This is a genomic window from Thermosynechococcus sp. HN-54, assembly GCF_023650955.1.
Taxonomy (GTDB): Bacteria; Cyanobacteriota; Cyanobacteriia; order Thermosynechococcales; family Thermosynechococcaceae; genus Thermosynechococcus.
This window is the reverse complement of the sequence record NZ_CP098039.1, coordinates 2195788-2211119: the sequence shown is the minus strand read 5'-3', so window position 1 is coordinate 2211119 and position 15332 is coordinate 2195788. Positions and strand designations below refer to the sequence as shown.

Below are 15332 nucleotides of genomic sequence, written 5' to 3'. Positions count from 1 at the left end.
CGATACAACTGACAATAATGGAAACAACCGACTGCGATTGCTTTCAACAGGGTAAAGCCATTGGGTGCGATGAAACGATCAAGGCTCGAATTCAACTTACTATGCCTCAGCCCATTTTTGATCGGATTTTACCAGCTTGGTTCTATGAACGAATGGCGACGGTACTGCTAGCGGAAGCAAGTCGCCGAGGAGCCACTATCCTTAGCCGTGAGGATATTGTTGCCTCCCCTAGCGATGAGCCTCCTTTTTTAGTACTGGTGACAGAAACCTTTGCCCTACTGCTGCAAGCAGAAACCACGCCTCAACTCGGTGCCTACCGCATTGAACTTATCACCCATCCCCCCGCGATCGCTCGCTTTCTCCGCAAAATCCGCAGTCAGACTCTCCTGAGCCACCGTCCCCTGATTCGGGCAGTGTTGCAGCAACTGACCCCCTTGACCGCCAAGGAACCGCTGTTGCCAGCAGATTTGGCTCTCTCCCTGATGAATGTTCTCAGCGAAGAAACAGCTAATCAGTGTCAAAGTTGTCAACCCTTGGTGACCGCTGCTCTCAATGAACGCCAAGCCCAAGAACGGCTGCTGCATCAGGTGACAACCCAAATTCGCCAGAGTCTTGAGCTACCTGAACTCTTGAAAACAGCCGTGGATCGCATTCGCGAGTTTTTGGACGTGGATCGGTTGCTGGTGGGGCAATTTGGTCAGACCCAAGGGGAATTGCACGGGCAAATTACCTATGAGTCCTGCCGCGATGGGAGCATTCCATCCGTCCTAGGGCTATGGGATGAATGTTGGCAGTGGTCCGCTTTACCCAGCAGTAGCTATCAGCGCTTGAGTCATGGCGAGGCCATTGTGGTTAGCGACATTGAGCAGTTCTACACTGGGGTGCCCTGTCTTCAATCCTTTGCTGAGCGCTGGCAAATCAAGGCTTGGTTAATTGTGCCCATCATCGTCCAAGACAAGCTCTGGGGAGTGCTCATTGCCCACCAGTGCGATCGCCCCCGCCAGTGGCACCCCCAAGAAATTGAGTTTCTCACCCATCTGAGTCAACACCTCAGCATTGCCATTTACCAAGCGCAACTCTACAGCGAGCTGCAACAGCAGAAGGCCACCCTCGAACAGCGGGTCAACGAACGCACCCAAGCCCTGCGGGAAGCCCTGAGTGCCATGGAGGCCGCCCACCGCATTAAAAATGACTTCCTAGCAACCATGAGCCATGAATTGCGGACGCCTCTTACCTGCGTCATTGGGGTTTCGGCCACTCTCTTGCGCTGGCCTCTTGGCCCGTTGACGGAAAAGCAGCGAGAGTACCTAGAAATTATCCATGAAAGCGGCACGCACCTGCTGGAGTTGATTAACAGCATTCTCGACTTGTCGGAAGCGGAACTGGGGCGATCGCACCTGCATCGTAGCGCCTTTTCGATTCGGCAACTGTGTACGGATTGCATTGAAGTCGTCAAACCCCAAGCCCATCGCCATCAGGTCAACCTGCACCACCAACTGATGATTCCCCCTAGTCGCGATCGCTTTTGGGGAGACTATCGCCGCATCCAGCAAATTCTCATTAACCTGCTCAGCAATGCCATTAAGTTCACGCCTGCCATGGGGGAAGTGATCCTGCGGGCATGGTGGAAAGAGGATGAACTGATTTTCCAAGTGAAGGACAATGGCATCGGTATCCCTGCACACCTGCAACCCTTACTCTTTCAGAAGTTTCAGCAGTTGGATAGCTCCTTTGGCCGTGCCTATACTGGGGCGGGTTTGGGGTTAGCCCTCACCAAGCAGTGGGTGGATCTGCACCATGGCTGGATTGATGTGGACTCCACCGAAGGCAAAGGCAGTACGTTCACAGTGGGGCTGCCGGCAATCGCTTCAGACCCTCTGCCAGAACCCCCGAAACTCAAGCTGGATGTGCCGCCTCTGGCAACAACGGATGTACTGGTCGAACCTGAGGGGCGAATTGTGCTCGTGAGTGAGGATGAGGCCACTGCCACCCTGATCTGTTCTATTTTGACCACCGCAGGCTATCAAGTGATTTGGCTGGTGGATGGTGAAGTGGAACGGTTACTGGCACTGACTCCGATTGCTGTGCTTTTGGCCGAACCCTTTAGCTCTGGGGATTTGCAGGAGCTGGTGGATCAGTTGCGGCAACGCTGTACCCCTGAGCAACTGAAGATTTTCATTTTGGGGTCAAAGGGCAATTACCAAGGGGTCGATCGCTACATTCCTTTGCCGATCAATCCAGAAAGTTTTCTGCAACAGGTGACCATGGGGCTAACTTCCCTTGCCATTTCTGCCCAGTAGGGAAAAGGCCTGATCCACCTGACGGTAAAGTTCCTCAAGAGAACCGGTATTCCAGAGCACCGTGTCTGCCCGCCGAGTTTTTTCCTCTAGGGGCAGTTGACTGGCTAGGCGTTGGGCGGCTGCCTTTTCAGAGAGACCATCCCGTTGCTGAAGGCGAGCCAACTGCTGTCCAAGTGTGGTGGCAACGACCCAAATGTGATCCACTAACCCTTCGAGGTGGGCTTCAAACAAGAGGGGAATTACGAGGGTAATCAGGGACTGATCACACTTTTGAATGGCTTGCTGCATCTGGGCAATGACCCAAGGATGAATTTGCGCCTCTAGCCAGCGGCGTTCTTCGGGTTGGGCAAAGACAATTTCCCCTAAACGGGGGCGATCGAGGGTACCATCGCTACGACAAATCTCAGCGCCATAGCGATCAACAATGGCTTGATAAATGGGTGTGCCTACAGCAACCGCTTGACGGGCTAACTGGTCGGCATCAACAATGGGCACGCCATACTGCTGCTGCAAATAGGCGGCCACCACAGATTTACCGCAGGCAATCCCCCCCGTGATACCGAGACGAAAGGGACTAGACACCCCCTTGGAGCAGCACCGCTGGCCGGCTCAACCGCACCCGTGCCCCAATATCTGGCGGCACCGTAGGGAGCATTTGCTGATACGTCACTGTCTGACCGGGAGCCACTGTTGCTGGTTCAGGAGTCGCGGCACCCGTTTGCAGAATTTCGCCATTGGGACCCACAACTTCATAATTAACGGATTGGATGGTTACGGGTTGGCGGTTATTGTTGGTCACCGTGCCTGTGACAACCGAGGAGCCTGGTAACTTGAGCACAGGCTGGAGTTGGGGCTGACCAGCTCGAATATTGCGCAGGAGCTGTTGTTCTAGAACTTTTGGATCGACTTCTTGATTGTTGTCTGGCGTCGTGGGCGTGGAGGCGGCTGCCGTTGCGCCGGCGAGATTGAGCAAATGATTCCAGTAGCGCTGGTTGCGCCCCCAGTCATAGGGGGAATTGCCAACAATCAGAATATCACCCGCTGCCCGTTGTGCCATGGCAGCAGACATCGTCAAAGGAAGGGGGGCGATCGCGCCAAGGAGTACAAGACTAGTTGTGCAAATAGAGAAGGGCGATCGAGGCATCCTTAGCATGGCGCACGCTCCTGTGAATGCAGGCTACTTTCTATCCTAGTGCAACTTTATGCAGGGTTTGTCGTCAGCCAACCGCCCGATATACCGGCACAGGGGAATCTACTGCAACAGCGGCATATTGACAATTTGCGGATCAATCCCTGCACTCTTGAGCACATCCTGCCACTGCTGTTTGATCGTGGGGTCGTTTGGGTTGCGTTGCTGCAATTCCACCAGCGTTGCCAGCGTATCATTCCAGAGTTGATTGGTGGCCAAAAGGGGCAGTCGCTCAGCCGGCGGCATTGTGGTGATCACTTGGGCAAGGTTGCTATCTAGCTCCGTGCGCTCAATCCACCCCGTCACAAAGGGATTGGCATCGGGTTCATTGGGCTTACAGGTAAGGGAAAAGATCCACTGGTATTTTTGTCCCGGTTGTAGCTTCGCCTTACTGGCATTCACCGTTACGGGTAAAATGCCGGCTTTACCATTCAGGGGCACTTGTTGGGTGAGGAGCAGCTCGCCAGCTTCTGAGAGCAGCATCAGTTCCGCCGATTTGGCCGTGCTTTGGGGGACAAAGAAAAAGAGACTGGGATTCGCCGCAGCCGTCATACCCAAGTTATTATCGGGCACAAGGGCGACAATTTTAGTTAGCGAACCTTGCGTACATTCCCCAAAGCGGGTGGCACCTGCAATCCGTTGCCCTGGCATCCCACGATTCGTAGGCACAAATGTGAGACGGTTCCTTTGAGCAGCATAGCGATCGCGAGCAATATAGGCCTCTACATTACTAATCGCCGTGAGGGCATAGCGGTTACCGGGGCGCAGACTGAGGGCACGGCGGAAATTCACCAAGGCGGATTGATAGTCGCGTTTGGCGGTGAGTTGATACCCCCGCTGCATGTAGCGATCGAACTCACTGGCTTCGCTAGGGGAATTTTGGCCAACAGCAGGTAACGATGGCAAAATCACTGGCAGGGCACTCATCCCTATGGCCAAGGTACCGACAAGCAGCCACGAAAGGCCAAAACGGTGGGCAGACATAGCACTTACCTACTGAACACGCTAACTATCTTTAAGGTACTATCGGAAAGAAGGCCCGATTGTGATCAGGCTTGCACATCCCCTGTGATTTCTGTAAAAGACGATCATTTCTCCTTTGTGCAGATCACGCTTCCCTTAGTGGAGATCTTCTCAGCCATTCAAGGAGAAGGCGCCAACGTAGGGTGTCGGCAGATTTTCATCCGCTTGGCGGGTTGTGATTTGCGCTGTACTTATTGTGACAGTGCCCACACATGGTTTGTTCCCGCCCATGCCCTGATTGAGACCCGAGCAGGCGATCGCTCCTTTCAAAGGATTCCCAATCCAGTCAGTGCCGCTCAGATCCTCAAAGCAGTGGAGCAGCTCAACACCCCCCCGATCCATGACAGCATTAGCTTGACTGGGGGTGAACCCCTCCTCCATGCCGCCACCTTGGCACAATGGTTGCCCCTGCTTAAAGCCAATACCTCGCTGCCCCTCTACCTCGAAACTGGCGGACATCATCCAGAGGCGCTCCAATTGATTCTTCCCTATCTCGATAGTGTCGGCATGGACATCAAGCTCCCCAGTGTCAGCGGTGAATGCCATTGGTCAGCCCATGACGCCTTTTTGCGCCTGTGCGATCGCGCCCCTGTTGAGGTGTTTTGCAAGGTAATTATTGCCCAAACCACTGATCCTGCTGATTTAGAGCGCCTAGGTACCCTAGTAGCCAGCGTTAATCCCCACATTCCTGTCTTTCTGCAACCTGTCACCCCTGTGGGCACTGGCCGCTACACCTCCCCACCCACTGCCGACCAAGTCCTCAAATGGCAAGCGCAGTTGAAGACACAGCTGACCCAGGTGCGCGTCATTCCCCAAACCCATAAATTTCTTGGCCAGCGCTAGGCTTATTTCTTAATCAAGATATAGGCACGGACGTAATTCGGTATGCGACGGGCAGCGGCTTGGTAGGTAGCACGGTTCGGAAAAATTCCCGCCAGAAAGTCCAACTGATAGAGATTGGGCATAAAGGCGCCCCCGGTATCGGCAATCACGCCGAGGCGCAGTTGAGGTTGCCCGCCTTGGGTATCTTCAACCACGATGACTCGCCCCAGACCAATGTTCCAGATATCCCCCGCAAAGGTCACTTCAGGTTGGGTATTGATTTTATTTTCAATGGTGCTGCCATACCCCTTGAGAGAAGAGACTTGACGAAAATACCAGTAGCGCTGCTGCTCGTAGGGATCAACCCCCTTGAGGAAGGGAATCCCATTATTGCGATCCACATTGAAAAAGGCTTCAGTGCCATCGGTAAATTGCACCAGAATCGTCCCCTGCATCAGGGCATCCTCAAGCCCTTGCCTTGTCAAGTAGGCCAAAGGCTTCACCCGGCCATAGAGGGAGCCACCCGGTTCAAAAATGCCTCCGAGGACTTGTTGTTTTGTCAGTTGCTTATAGAATAACTCCTCTGGTTGATCGGGAACACGAGGTGGCAGCGCATAAAGCGCCGTAGTGTACGTCTCCGTGCGGGTGCGTGATCCGCGATGGGTAAATACGGCGTACTTGGTCAGGCGCAATTCCTCAGTTTGCTTTGGATTGCGGGGGTTGTGGGGCAGCCATTGGATGACGCGAAAGTACCGATTAATAAACGCGGGGTCTTGCAAACGAATCGGACGCTTGCGGCTAATATCCTCTGTGAGCGTCGCAATCATAAAGTCTAGGGTATCGAGAACTTGGGGCAGCGTCACCCCCTTAATCGCCAGAATGCCCTCCCGTTGGGTAATGGGGTCTGTGTCACTAAAGTCTTGAAAATACTGGCGAGTGCTCCGCAACACTTGCAGCAGCTTCATGGGGGCGGTGCTAATGCGGTGCGAGGGCAGGGGGCGATCGCGAAACAGTTTCCGCCCATCCACTTGAAACTGAGGCTGGCCAAACTCATCGAGCGTGGTGTACAGGGGGGATACAGCCACAGGGGAGGGTGTAACCGTTGCAGCTACTTCTACTGGTGCTGATGGCGCTGACGGCACCGTTGCCGCTTGACACCCCACTGCCAAGCACATCATACTCAGATGACCTGCCGCACTTAGCCAATAGAACCGCATAGGCACACATTGAAATTGCCCTAGTTATTTTATTCCCTAACTGGTTCTTGCCGTCACAGGAAACAGAAAGGAGAAAAAACGTTGAAGTTTCAGGCGGGTAGCCTCGTTCAGCGGCGATCATAGGCGTAACACGAAGTGTTTGAGAACAGCGATGTACACCGAGCAAATTAACCACATCAAATCCTACACGGCAAAGCTAACGGCAGCGATGCCCGATGCCATGAAGGCCTTTTATAGCTTAAGTCGAGCCTCGTCAACCCCCGGTGCCCTTGATACCAAAACCAAAGAGTTGATTGCCCTAGCCATTGGGGTCGCCAAGCACTGTAACGGGTGCATTGCCTTCCATACCCGTGCCGCTTTGCATGCGGGCGCAACCCCTGAGGAAATCATGGAAACCCTCATGGTAACTGTGGCCATGGATGGCGGCCCTGCCTTGATGTATGCCACCCACGTGATGGAAGCCCTAGAGGAATTTAGTCAAGAGCAAGCTCAGTAGGAGATCCTCAAACGGCAGTTGTCTCAAGGGGCAGTGGCTCTTCCGGTTCATTAACTTCAAGGAAAATTTCCTTGGCTGGTTCGTCATAGCTAAAGAGTTCGGCATAGCGTCCCCAATCAATGGCTGTATTGAGCTGGCGATCGGCCTCCTGCGGCGTAAAGTGCCGCTCTAAAATATCCAGCACCAAACTTTCGGGAATGCGGTGGTTTTGCTTGGCCATCAGGAAAGTGTGGATTTGCTGCACAAGGCGGATATGCTTGAGGAGTTGTTGGCGAATAATCAGCTTGCGCTGGTCAATGTCCCCCTGAATAAAGGCGTTGCCAATGGGGGTCACGCTGATATCTCCCTCCTTGAGTTCCACCAGTTCCATCATCTGGGCAGCTTCCACAATGGGCAGAATATCATCTAACTCCAGTTGCAGCTCTTGGGCAATGCGGTAGAGGTCTTCTTTGCGGTGTTCTAGGAGTTCCAATAGACCGGCGATCGAGCCAATGCGCACATGGGGTAGCAGCGGATAACGCGGTTCTTGACTCGTGGGCAGGGTAGCTGGCTTAGGTTCCAATTGCTCCAATTCATCCACATGGGGATTGGTGAGGATTTTATAGATGCGATCCACGGTAGCTTGAAACTCGGGATTCTTGCGATCGCGATAGTGGGGTAACGTCACTGGAAAATCAGCCCGCACCCGGCCGGGGTTGCTCCCCAAAACAATAATGCGATCAGCGAGAATGACCGCCTCTTCAATGTGGTGGGTGACAATCAAAATGCTCTGGGTGGGAATTTTGTGCTCGAGCCACAGATCGAGAAGTTCAAAGCGCAGGTTCTCTGCTGTCAACACATCCAAAGCGGAAAATGGCTCATCCATACACAGGAGTTCCGGTTCCACCGCCAAGGCACGGGCAAATCCCACTCGCTGCCGCATTCCCCCCGACAGTTCCTTGGGATAGGCATTTTCAAAACCGTCCAAGCCAATGATGTCAATCATCCGCAGTGCCTTGCGGCGGCGCGATCGCGGGCCTTCTCCCAAAGCCTTTAGCCCCAATTCCACATTTTCCAAAACCGTTAGCCACGGATAGAGCGCCGAACTTTGAAAGACAATGGCGGCTCCCGGATTCAAGCCCTGCATTGGTTGCTCGCGGTACAAGACCTGCCCAGACGTAGGCGCAACCAAACCCGTAATAATGCGCATCAGGGTTGACTTACCGGATCCCGATGGCCCTAGAAGCGCAACAATTTCGCCGGTGCGCAACTCAAGGTTAATATTTTCCATAATGCTAATGACCTGACCGTTGGGCTGACGGTAGGCCTTACCCACATCCAGTAAGCGGACAAGCGATTCCCCTTTGGTTTTGGCGTGCATGATCCTGCATCCTGTGGCATTTCCACCGTTAACGTACCATGAGGATTCAAGTCTTGGAAAACCTAGGGGACAAAAATTGCCACTAGGGTTGGCGATCGCCACTCATTTGCGGAATTTGAGATAGCTCCCCCTAGGGATTTTATTGTAAACTGATCAGCGGTTTCTTCACAAAAGGTAGCAATTCCGCTATGGGACTCTTTGATGGCCTTTTCCGTCGGGGCAAGCAAGCTGACGCGCAACCCAGCAAAGACTTTTTTCTCGATCCCGATGAAGCCAAGACCTACGGCAACATTGAGTACATGCGTACCGCCAAGGTTGTAAAAAAAACGTTCCCTGCGACCGGCGGTGCCAAAGAAGAAGTAGAAGTAGTGGAGTTGGTCTCCTCCATTGAAAAGGTGAATCCAGAGGCAGAAAACAAAGGTAAACCGGAACCTAGTGTCAGTGATGTGGTGACGCCCCCCGTAGAAGAACAGGAACGCCGTCGCAGTGATCCCAGCTTAGACCTCTTTCGCTCTATGGCCAAAGATCTACGCCGTGGCTAAAGCCTAAAAACCTGTGGGGGTTGGCGCTTGCGCATCCCGAAGCCGCCCCCTAGGATGAATACAGCCCTTTTTGCAAAGTCTATCACTCGCCAAGGAACACTTCGGATGAACGCCCTTTGGAGCAGTGCCGCGATCGCCTATCTCCACTATCTCAGCTTCATGGTAGCTTTTGCTGCTCTTGTGGTCGAGCACCTGACCCTGCGCAAGGATTTAGACCTTAAACAGGCTTGGCGATTGGTGATTACCGATGCCCTCTATGGGCTGGCTGCCGTTACGGTTCTGGTCACCGGCATTTTGCGGGTGCTCTATTTTGGCAAAGGTACTGAGTATTACTTGGGCAACCCCGTCTTTCACCTCAAAGTGGGCTTGTTTATTTTGGTGGGGCTATTGTCACTGTATCCGACGATCTCATTTTTACTTTGGATTAAACCGCTGCGGGAAGAGAAAGCCCCCACCCTTGAATTGCCAACTGTGCAGCGTTTGACGTGGGTGATCCGCGCTGAACTGGCCTTTCTCAGTGCCATTCCCTTTTTAGCAGCGATGATGGCGCGGGGAATCGGTCTGGATTGGATTCAACGGTAACACTCTTCAGCAGGGGGGCGATCGCCCCTATGATAGATCTTGCTGCCACGGATAAAACGGATGAGTCATCCCACGATTGAATCCATTCTTCAGGAAAACCGCCTTTTTTATCCCCCCGCTGATTTTGTGGCCAAGGCGCGGATCAATTCCCTTGAGGCCTACAATGCCCTCTACGAAAAGGCTAAAGCCGATCCCGCTGCCTTTTGGGGCGAATTGGCGCAGCAGGAGTTGGAGTGGTTTCAATCTTGGGATCAGGTCTTGGATTGGCAGCCTCCCCATGCCAAATGGTTTGTCAATGGCAAAATCAACATCACCTACAACTGCTTGGATCGCCACCTGAAAACTTGGCGCAAGAATAAAGCGGCCTTGATCTGGGAAGGAGAACCCGGCGATAGCCGTACCCTCACCTATGCCCAATTGCACCGCGAAGTGTGCCAATTTGCCAATGTCCTGAAACAACTGGGGGTGAAAAAGGGCGATCGCGTGGGTATCTATATGCCCATGATTCCGGAAGCAGCGATTGCCATGTTGGCCTGTGCGCGGATTGGCGCGCCCCACTCAGTGGTCTTTGGTGGCTTTAGTGCCGAAGCTTTGCGCGATCGCCTGATTGATGCCCAAGCCAAACTCGTTGTCACGGCTGATGGTGGCTGGCGTAAAGATGCCATTGTTCCCCTGAAAGATCAAGTGGATAAAGCCTTAGCCCATCAAGCGGTTCCCACTGTTGAAAATGTCTTGGTGGTGCAGCGCACTCAACAGCCCGTGACCATGGTGCCCGGTCGCGATCACTGGTGGCACGATCTGCAAAAGGGAGTCAGCGCTGACTGTCCTGCCGAACCCATGGACAGCGAAGATTTACTTTTCATTCTGTACACCTCTGGCTCCACCGGTAAACCCAAGGGCGTTGTCCACACTACAGCGGGTTACAACCTCTACACCCACATCACCACCCAATGGGTCTTTGACCTCCAAGATACCGATGTCTATTGGTGTACAGCGGACGTGGGCTGGATTACGGGTCACAGCTACATTGTCTATGGGCCGCTGTCCAATGGTGCCACCACCCTCATGTATGAAGGGGCACCCCGCGCCTCCAACCCCGGTTGCTTCTGGGATGTGATTGAGAAGTACGGGGTCACCATTTTCTACACGGCTCCCACCGCCATTCGTGCCTTTATCAAAATGGGTGAACACTTGCCTCGAGCACGCAACCTCTCCTCTTTGCGCCTGTTGGGAACAGTGGGTGAACCCATTAATCCAGAAGCATGGATGTGGTACTACCGGGTCATTGGCGGTGAGCGTTGCCCGATTGTCGATACATGGTGGCAGACAGAAACGGGTGGCCACATGATTACACCACTACCGGGAGCGATTCCCATGAAGCCTGGCTCTGCCACAAAGCCCTTTCCGGGGATTCTTGCCGATGTGGTGGATCTGGAGGGTAACCCCGTGGGGGTCAATGAGGGCGGGTATCTTGTCATTCGTCACCCGTGGCCGGGGATGATGCGAACCGTGTACGGAGATCCTGATCGCTTCCGCCGCACCTATTGGGAACACATTCCGCCTCGCGATGGCCAGTACGTTTACTTTGCTGGTGATGGTGCCCGCAAGGACGAAGATGGCTACTTTTGGGTGATGGGACGGGTGGACGACGTGATCAATGTCTCCGGTCACCGCTTGGGCACGATGGAAATTGAATCGGCATTGGTGTCCCATCCTGCCGTTGCTGAGGCAGCCGTTGTCGGCAAACCCGATGAGATCAAGGGAGAAGAAATTGTTGCCTTTGTTATCCTTGAAGGGTCGGCAACCCCTAGCGAGGCGCTCCAACAGGAATTGAAGCAGCACGTTGTCAATGAAATTGGTGCCTTGGCCCGGCCGGCGGAAATTCGTTTTACGGATGCGCTGCCCAAGACGCGGTCAGGCAAAATCATGCGGCGGCTCCTGCGTTCCCTTGCTGCTGGTCAAGAGGTCGTTGGGGATACGTCAACACTGGAAGATCGGTCAGTCCTGGATAAGTTGCGCGAAGGGGCTTGAAGGTCTCTCCTATCAATGAGCCTATAATTGATAGGTAATGGCAACGGGCATCCGCACAAAAACGCTAGTTCTTTTAGCAACGGCGGCCATTTTGGGTGGCGGTCTATACCTCTTTGAGCAACAACTACCTCCTCCGAATAGCACTGATACAGAGACGAAAAAACCGCTTTTTGGCTTTCAAGAAGGGGATGTTGTGGCACTGAAAATTATCGCCCCTGACTACAGCCTGAACCTGAAAAAGCTCGAGACAGGCAACTGGGTGATTGATCGGGAGAAGCAAACCCCCGCAGAAGAGGGGACAGTCGTGTTCCTATTAAACCTGTTAACCACTGGTCAGCGCGATCGCTCGCTGCAAGTCTCTGCTGAGCGTGCTGCGGATTATGGCCTAGCGCCCCCCATGGCCACAGTGGACATTACCCTCAAAGATGGTCAACAGCACCGTTTACTCCTAGGCGACACCACCTTTGATGGCCTCAAGCTCTATGCGGAAATTGACCCACCAGCGGAACCGCGCGAAAAAATGACGGTGACCCTCGTTCCCCTTGATCTTAAAAATGCCCTCCAGCGCCCTTTGCAGGAATGGGAGCGTCAGCAAGCAGCAAACTAGAACTTGAGATGACTGTGAATTCTGGCACGAGTCACCAAAAGCTCGTCAGAATATAAAAGCGTAGTGAACTATTGAGTGGACATCAGTCATGGGATTCTTTGGATTCAAAAAGCTGACAATGCCTAGCCCCAGTGCTGCTTTGCCCGGACGGGCAGAACCAATGCCAGTTCCAGAGGCGCATTTGGTCAACGGCCGCCCCCTGACCCCTCCCTATCCTGAAGGGATGGAATTAGCCATGTTTGGCATGGGCTGCTTCTGGGGGGCTGAGCGCAAGTTTTGGCAGGTGCCGGGGGTCTATGTTACCGCTGTCGGCTATGCTGGCGGCTATACCCCCAATCCCACCTATCAAGAGGTGTGCACCGGCATGACAGGTCACAACGAGGTCGTGCGCGTCGTCTTTGATCCCCAGAAGGTGACCTATGAGGAATTACTCAAGGTCTTTTGGGAAAACCATGATCCCACCCAAGGGATGCGCCAAGGCAATGACGTGGGGACGCAGTATCGCTCCGGTATTTACTACTATTCCCCTGAGCAAAAAGCCCTTGCCGAGGCCAGTCGCGATCGCTACCAAGCCGCCCTCAAAGCCGCAGGTTATGGCACGATTACCACGGAAATTCTCCCTGCCCCTGAATTTTACTTTGCCGAACCCTACCACCAGCAGTATCTCCACCGCAATGTAAACGGCTACTGTGGCCTTGGGGGCACAAAGGTTCCCTATGAACTGATGAGCACTACCCCCAGCGCTTAGTAGAGATTGAGGCGATAGGGCATGCGAGGACGGTAAGCATCGCTAAAGTTGGTTTGACTGACCGTGGCATTGTTTAAACGTGCCCACTGCATATTGGCTTGCTCAAAAGTGGCACCGTTGAGATTGGCGCGGCGAAAATCCCCATAGCGGACATCTGATCCCGTTAAATTGCTATTGCTGAAATTGGCACGGCGGGCACGGCTATGGCGTAAGATGGCACGGCTAAGGTTAGCGCCGCTGAGATTCGCTTGTTCTAGGTTGGTGCGTTCGAGATAAGCTGCCGTTAAGTTCGCCCCACTCAGATTTGCCGCTGCCAAATTGGCTAACATCAAGTTCGTGTCCTGTAGGTTGGCTCCCTCAAGATTGGCACCGCGTAAATTTGCACCTGCCAAATTATAGCCCCGCAAATCCGCATTCCGTAGATCACAGCCAGGACAAGCATTCGTTTGCACAAGTTGCTGCATGGGGGAAGGCATGGCAAAGGTGGTAGGACTCGTGAGCGCTGCACCAATCATTGCGGTTGCCATGAAGACCTGTCGTTTCAAATCCACATCCTCCTGCCACGCTAGAGCGACTTTAGCACAAGTTTTAGAGACTTCGCCGCTGCTGACGAGAGCGCTGATGTCGTTGCTGCCAATCCTTGGCACTGCGAACGGCCAACCACAATAGGAGTAGGGCAATCAACCCGCCCTGCTTTGGTGCCTTGAGGGCAAAGAAAATCAACAGCATGCAGAGGATATCCTGGGCAACAATTACCCAACGGGGCAACTTCCCCAGCCGATAAAACCAACCCACCTGCACGAGTTGCAGAACCAAGGCAAAGAGACCGCTGAAGGTGCCGATGAGCCATTGGGGCGTATCTGTTGCTGTTGCTACGGTCATGCCAAGGAGAGCACCGACAAGGGGGCTGAAGCACAGTTGTACAAGAACAATCAAGCGGTAGCCCCAGACATTGCGGGAAAGGAAGATCTCCAGAAACGACCAAGCAGCTAACACAGCCACCACCCAATAGGGGGAAAAATGGCGCAACAAAGGCACCTGTGACCACAGTTGTTCCCCCTGCAATAGACCGATCAACAGGAGGGGAAGTGCCAGCCGTAGCCCACCGGCCGCTGCTGCTGAAAGAATAGCCAAAACCTCTAGCATGGTTCGATTGGTTTCAAGATACGCGGTAGCGTTTCCAGCAAGCGATCGCAAACTGTTTCCGGGGTATCCTCAGCCGTAATCGCCAGTTCTAGATCCGCCTGCGCGTAGAGGTATTGACGCGCTTGTAGGAGTTCACTCAACCGTTCCTCAAGGGGTTGTGCCTGCAAAAGAGGACGTTCCTGATCTTGGCGCAGGCGTTGACAGAGCACAGCAAGGGGAACATGGAGCCACACAACAATACCATGGCGCAGATAACTCCAGTTCATCGGGTTCAGAACAATCCCACCGCCTGTGGCCACAACCAAATGATGGTAACTAGAGACTTGTGCCAAGACCTGTTGTTCCAACTCCCGAAAAGCAGCCTCCCCCTCTTGGGCAAAAATTTCACGAATGGGGCGTTGACGAAACTCTGTTATCACAGCATCCGTATCCACAAACCGATAGCCCAAGCGTTGTGCCAGTATCCGACCCGTGGTGGTTTTACCGGCACCCATCATGCCCACAAGATAAATATTGGCTCCCCCAAGGCGTTCTTGCAGTTCCATAGATAACCATTTCTCGACACCGCCAAATCAGCACTTTACCCTAAAGATGGAGGTCTTCTCACAATTTCCATGTCCCAGCTCAATCCCTATGCAACGCTACAGGTGGCAGTAACAGCTACCCAAGCTGAGATCAAGGCCGCCTATCGGCGGTTGGTCAAGCAGTATCACCCCGACTACCACCCCAGCGATCGCTCGACCCATGAGCGGATGGCGGCTATTAATGCGGCCTATGAAATTCTTGGGGATGAGCAGTGTCGGCAGGCCTATGATGCCCAGCACCGTATTCACCAAAAAACATCGCAACCGGATATTCAACGTTCCCAAGCTGCCGATCGCGAGCTAGAGCAATGGCTATTACTGACCTACACCCCCGTGAGTCGGATTATTGAAGCGGTCTTGCGATCGCTCCCCTGCCAGATTGATGCTCTTGCTGCCGATCCCTTTGATGATGACCTCATGGATCATTTCCTTGCTTACTTGCAGGACTGTCGCCGCGCCCTCACTCGCGCCCGCTATACGTTCCAAGCCCAACCCAACCCCGCTGCCGTGGCTAAGGTGGCAGCCCACCTCTATTACTGTTTGAATCAACTGGTGGATGGTCTCGATGAGCTAGAGCAATTTAGCCACAGTTACGACGATCGCTATTTGCACACGGGGCAGGAACTTTTTCGCATTGCCCATCGCCTCTTCGCAGAGTGTCGGATTGTCCGTTAAACTGGAAAGA

The 15332-nt window shown here is 53.6% G+C and carries 17 protein-coding genes; 9 read left to right on the top strand and 8 right to left on the bottom strand.

What is annotated here, in order from left to right; all coding sequences use genetic code 11:
- The first annotated feature begins 101 nt into the window (after window positions 1-101).
- Window positions 102-2300 (top strand): GAF domain-containing hybrid sensor histidine kinase/response regulator, encoded by a 2199-nt coding sequence (locus tag NBE99_RS10755; protein ID WP_250682065.1) that lies wholly within the window; start codon window positions 102-104, stop codon window positions 2298-2300.
- Here NBE99_RS10755 and coaE read toward each other — a convergent pair.
- The 3 genes from coaE to NBE99_RS10740 all read right to left on the bottom strand — a co-directional run bounded on the left by coaE (window position 2271) and on the right by NBE99_RS10740 (window position 4473).
- Window positions 2271-2882 carry a dephospho-CoA kinase gene (gene coaE, locus NBE99_RS10750; protein ID WP_250682064.1) on the bottom strand — a complete coding sequence of 204 codons (612 nt, stop codon included), beginning with the start codon at window positions 2880-2882 and terminating at the stop codon, window positions 2271-2273. The two genes, NBE99_RS10755 and coaE, sit on opposite strands and share 30 nt — an antisense overlap.
- On the bottom strand, window positions 2875-3453 hold the full coding sequence (locus NBE99_RS10745; protein ID WP_250682063.1) for an FxLYD domain-containing protein: 579 nt from the start codon (window positions 3451-3453) through the stop codon (window positions 2875-2877). Before NBE99_RS10745 ends, coaE begins: the two co-directional genes overlap by 8 nt.
- A 99-nt stretch (window positions 3454-3552) precedes the next feature.
- Window positions 3553-4473, bottom strand: coding sequence for a DUF928 domain-containing protein (locus tag NBE99_RS10740; protein WP_250682062.1), 921 nt, complete (start codon window positions 4471-4473; stop codon window positions 3553-3555).
- A gap of 84 nt (window positions 4474-4557) precedes the next feature.
- Between NBE99_RS10740 and NBE99_RS10735 the strand changes: the two genes are divergently transcribed.
- A complete protein-coding gene (locus NBE99_RS10735) occupies window positions 4558-5355 on the top strand; it encodes a 7-carboxy-7-deazaguanine synthase QueE (protein ID WP_250682061.1) in 798 nt (265 codons plus the stop codon).
- Window positions 5356-5357: 2 nt separating this feature from the next.
- On the opposite strand, the gene NBE99_RS10730 is transcribed toward NBE99_RS10735, so the two are convergent.
- Window positions 5358-6551, bottom strand: a complete 1194-nt coding sequence (locus NBE99_RS10730) for a hypothetical protein (protein ID WP_250682060.1) — start codon at window positions 6549-6551, stop codon at window positions 5358-5360.
- A 151-nt stretch (window positions 6552-6702) separates the two neighbouring features.
- Here NBE99_RS10730 and NBE99_RS10725 point away from each other — a divergent pair, with 151 nt between their 5' ends.
- A complete protein-coding gene (locus NBE99_RS10725) occupies window positions 6703-7047 on the top strand; it encodes a carboxymuconolactone decarboxylase family protein (RefSeq protein ID WP_250682059.1) in 345 nt (114 codons plus the stop codon).
- 7 nt (window positions 7048-7054) lie between these two features.
- Here NBE99_RS10725 and NBE99_RS10720 read toward each other — a convergent pair whose 3' ends face one another.
- The gene (locus NBE99_RS10720) at window positions 7055-8407 is read right to left on the bottom strand and encodes an AAA-associated domain-containing protein (RefSeq protein ID WP_250682058.1); all 1353 of its coding nucleotides are present in this window, start codon (window positions 8405-8407) and stop codon (window positions 7055-7057) included.
- Between the two features lie 188 nt (window positions 8408-8595).
- Between NBE99_RS10720 and NBE99_RS10715 the strand changes: the two genes are divergently transcribed.
- The 5 genes from NBE99_RS10715 (at window position 8596) to msrA (ending at window position 12917) form a co-directional block, all read left to right on the top strand.
- Window positions 8596-8949 (top strand): hypothetical protein, encoded by a 354-nt coding sequence (locus tag NBE99_RS10715; protein WP_250682057.1) that lies wholly within the window; start codon window positions 8596-8598, stop codon window positions 8947-8949.
- Between the two features lie 105 nt (window positions 8950-9054).
- Window positions 9055-9531 (top strand): DUF2214 family protein, encoded by a 477-nt coding sequence (locus tag NBE99_RS10710; RefSeq protein ID WP_250682056.1) that lies wholly within the window; start codon window positions 9055-9057, stop codon window positions 9529-9531.
- A 60-nt stretch (window positions 9532-9591) separates the two neighbouring features.
- The gene (gene acs / locus NBE99_RS10705) at window positions 9592-11562 is read left to right on the top strand and encodes an acetate--CoA ligase (protein WP_250682055.1); all 1971 of its coding nucleotides are present in this window, start codon (window positions 9592-9594) and stop codon (window positions 11560-11562) included.
- Window positions 11563-11599: 37 nt separating this feature from the next.
- A complete protein-coding gene (locus NBE99_RS10700; RefSeq protein WP_250682054.1) occupies window positions 11600-12169 on the top strand; it encodes a DUF4340 domain-containing protein in 570 nt (189 codons plus the stop codon).
- A gap of 88 nt (window positions 12170-12257) precedes the next feature.
- Entirely contained in the window at window positions 12258-12917 is a 660-nt protein-coding gene (gene msrA / locus NBE99_RS10695; protein ID WP_250682053.1) for a peptide-methionine (S)-S-oxide reductase MsrA, read from the top strand.
- Here msrA and NBE99_RS10690 read toward each other — a convergent pair.
- The 3 genes from NBE99_RS10690 to NBE99_RS10680 all read right to left on the bottom strand — a co-directional run bounded on the left by NBE99_RS10690 (window position 12914) and on the right by NBE99_RS10680 (window position 14608).
- Window positions 12914-13444, bottom strand: a complete 531-nt coding sequence (locus tag NBE99_RS10690; protein WP_250682052.1) for a pentapeptide repeat-containing protein — start codon at window positions 13442-13444, stop codon at window positions 12914-12916. The two genes, msrA and NBE99_RS10690, sit on opposite strands and share 4 nt — an antisense overlap.
- Before the next feature lie 61 nt (window positions 13445-13505).
- Window positions 13506-14063, bottom strand: coding sequence for a DUF4126 domain-containing protein (locus NBE99_RS10685; protein ID WP_250682051.1), 558 nt, complete (start codon window positions 14061-14063; stop codon window positions 13506-13508).
- The gene (locus NBE99_RS10680; protein ID WP_250682050.1) at window positions 14057-14608 is read right to left on the bottom strand and encodes a shikimate kinase; all 552 of its coding nucleotides are present in this window, start codon (window positions 14606-14608) and stop codon (window positions 14057-14059) included. The genes NBE99_RS10685 and NBE99_RS10680 overlap by 7 nt, the downstream gene beginning before the upstream one ends.
- A 69-nt stretch (window positions 14609-14677) precedes the next feature.
- Between NBE99_RS10680 and NBE99_RS10675 the strand changes: the two genes are divergently transcribed.
- The gene (locus NBE99_RS10675; RefSeq protein WP_250682049.1) at window positions 14678-15322 is read left to right on the top strand and encodes a J domain-containing protein; all 645 of its coding nucleotides are present in this window, start codon (window positions 14678-14680) and stop codon (window positions 15320-15322) included.
- The last annotated feature ends 10 nt before the right edge of the window (window positions 15323-15332 follow it).

Bases quoted from the DNA above. Each gene is read 5' to 3' on its own strand.
- NBE99_RS10755 (WP_250682065.1), top strand. From the start codon at position 102: ATGCCTCAGCCCATTTTTGATCGGATTTTACCAGCTTGGTTCTATGAA.
- NBE99_RS10745 (WP_250682063.1), bottom strand. From the start codon at position 3,453: ATGCTAAGGATGCCTCGATCGCCCTTCTCTATTTGCACAACTAGTCTT.
- NBE99_RS10740 (WP_250682062.1), bottom strand. From the start codon at position 4,473: ATGTCTGCCCACCGTTTTGGCCTTTCGTGGCTGCTTGTCGGTACCTTG.
- NBE99_RS10730 (WP_250682060.1), bottom strand. From the start codon at position 6,551: ATGCGGTTCTATTGGCTAAGTGCGGCAGGTCATCTGAGTATGATGTGC.
- NBE99_RS10725 (WP_250682059.1), top strand. From the start codon at position 6,703: ATGTACACCGAGCAAATTAACCACATCAAATCCTACACGGCAAAGCTA.
- NBE99_RS10720 (WP_250682058.1), bottom strand. From the start codon at position 8,407: ATGCACGCCAAAACCAAAGGGGAATCGCTTGTCCGCTTACTGGATGTG.
- NBE99_RS10715 (WP_250682057.1), top strand. From the start codon at position 8,596: ATGGGACTCTTTGATGGCCTTTTCCGTCGGGGCAAGCAAGCTGACGCG.
- NBE99_RS10710 (WP_250682056.1), top strand. From the start codon at position 9,055: ATGAACGCCCTTTGGAGCAGTGCCGCGATCGCCTATCTCCACTATCTC.
- acs (WP_250682055.1), top strand. From the start codon at position 9,592: ATGAGTCATCCCACGATTGAATCCATTCTTCAGGAAAACCGCCTTTTT.
- NBE99_RS10700 (WP_250682054.1), top strand. From the start codon at position 11,600: ATGGCAACGGGCATCCGCACAAAAACGCTAGTTCTTTTAGCAACGGCG.
- msrA (WP_250682053.1), top strand. From the start codon at position 12,258: ATGGGATTCTTTGGATTCAAAAAGCTGACAATGCCTAGCCCCAGTGCT.
- NBE99_RS10690 (WP_250682052.1), bottom strand. From the start codon at position 13,444: ATGGCAACCGCAATGATTGGTGCAGCGCTCACGAGTCCTACCACCTTT.
- NBE99_RS10685 (WP_250682051.1), bottom strand. From the start codon at position 14,063: ATGCTAGAGGTTTTGGCTATTCTTTCAGCAGCAGCGGCCGGTGGGCTA.
- NBE99_RS10680 (WP_250682050.1), bottom strand. From the start codon at position 14,608: ATGGAACTGCAAGAACGCCTTGGGGGAGCCAATATTTATCTTGTGGGC.
- NBE99_RS10675 (WP_250682049.1), top strand. From the start codon at position 14,678: ATGTCCCAGCTCAATCCCTATGCAACGCTACAGGTGGCAGTAACAGCT.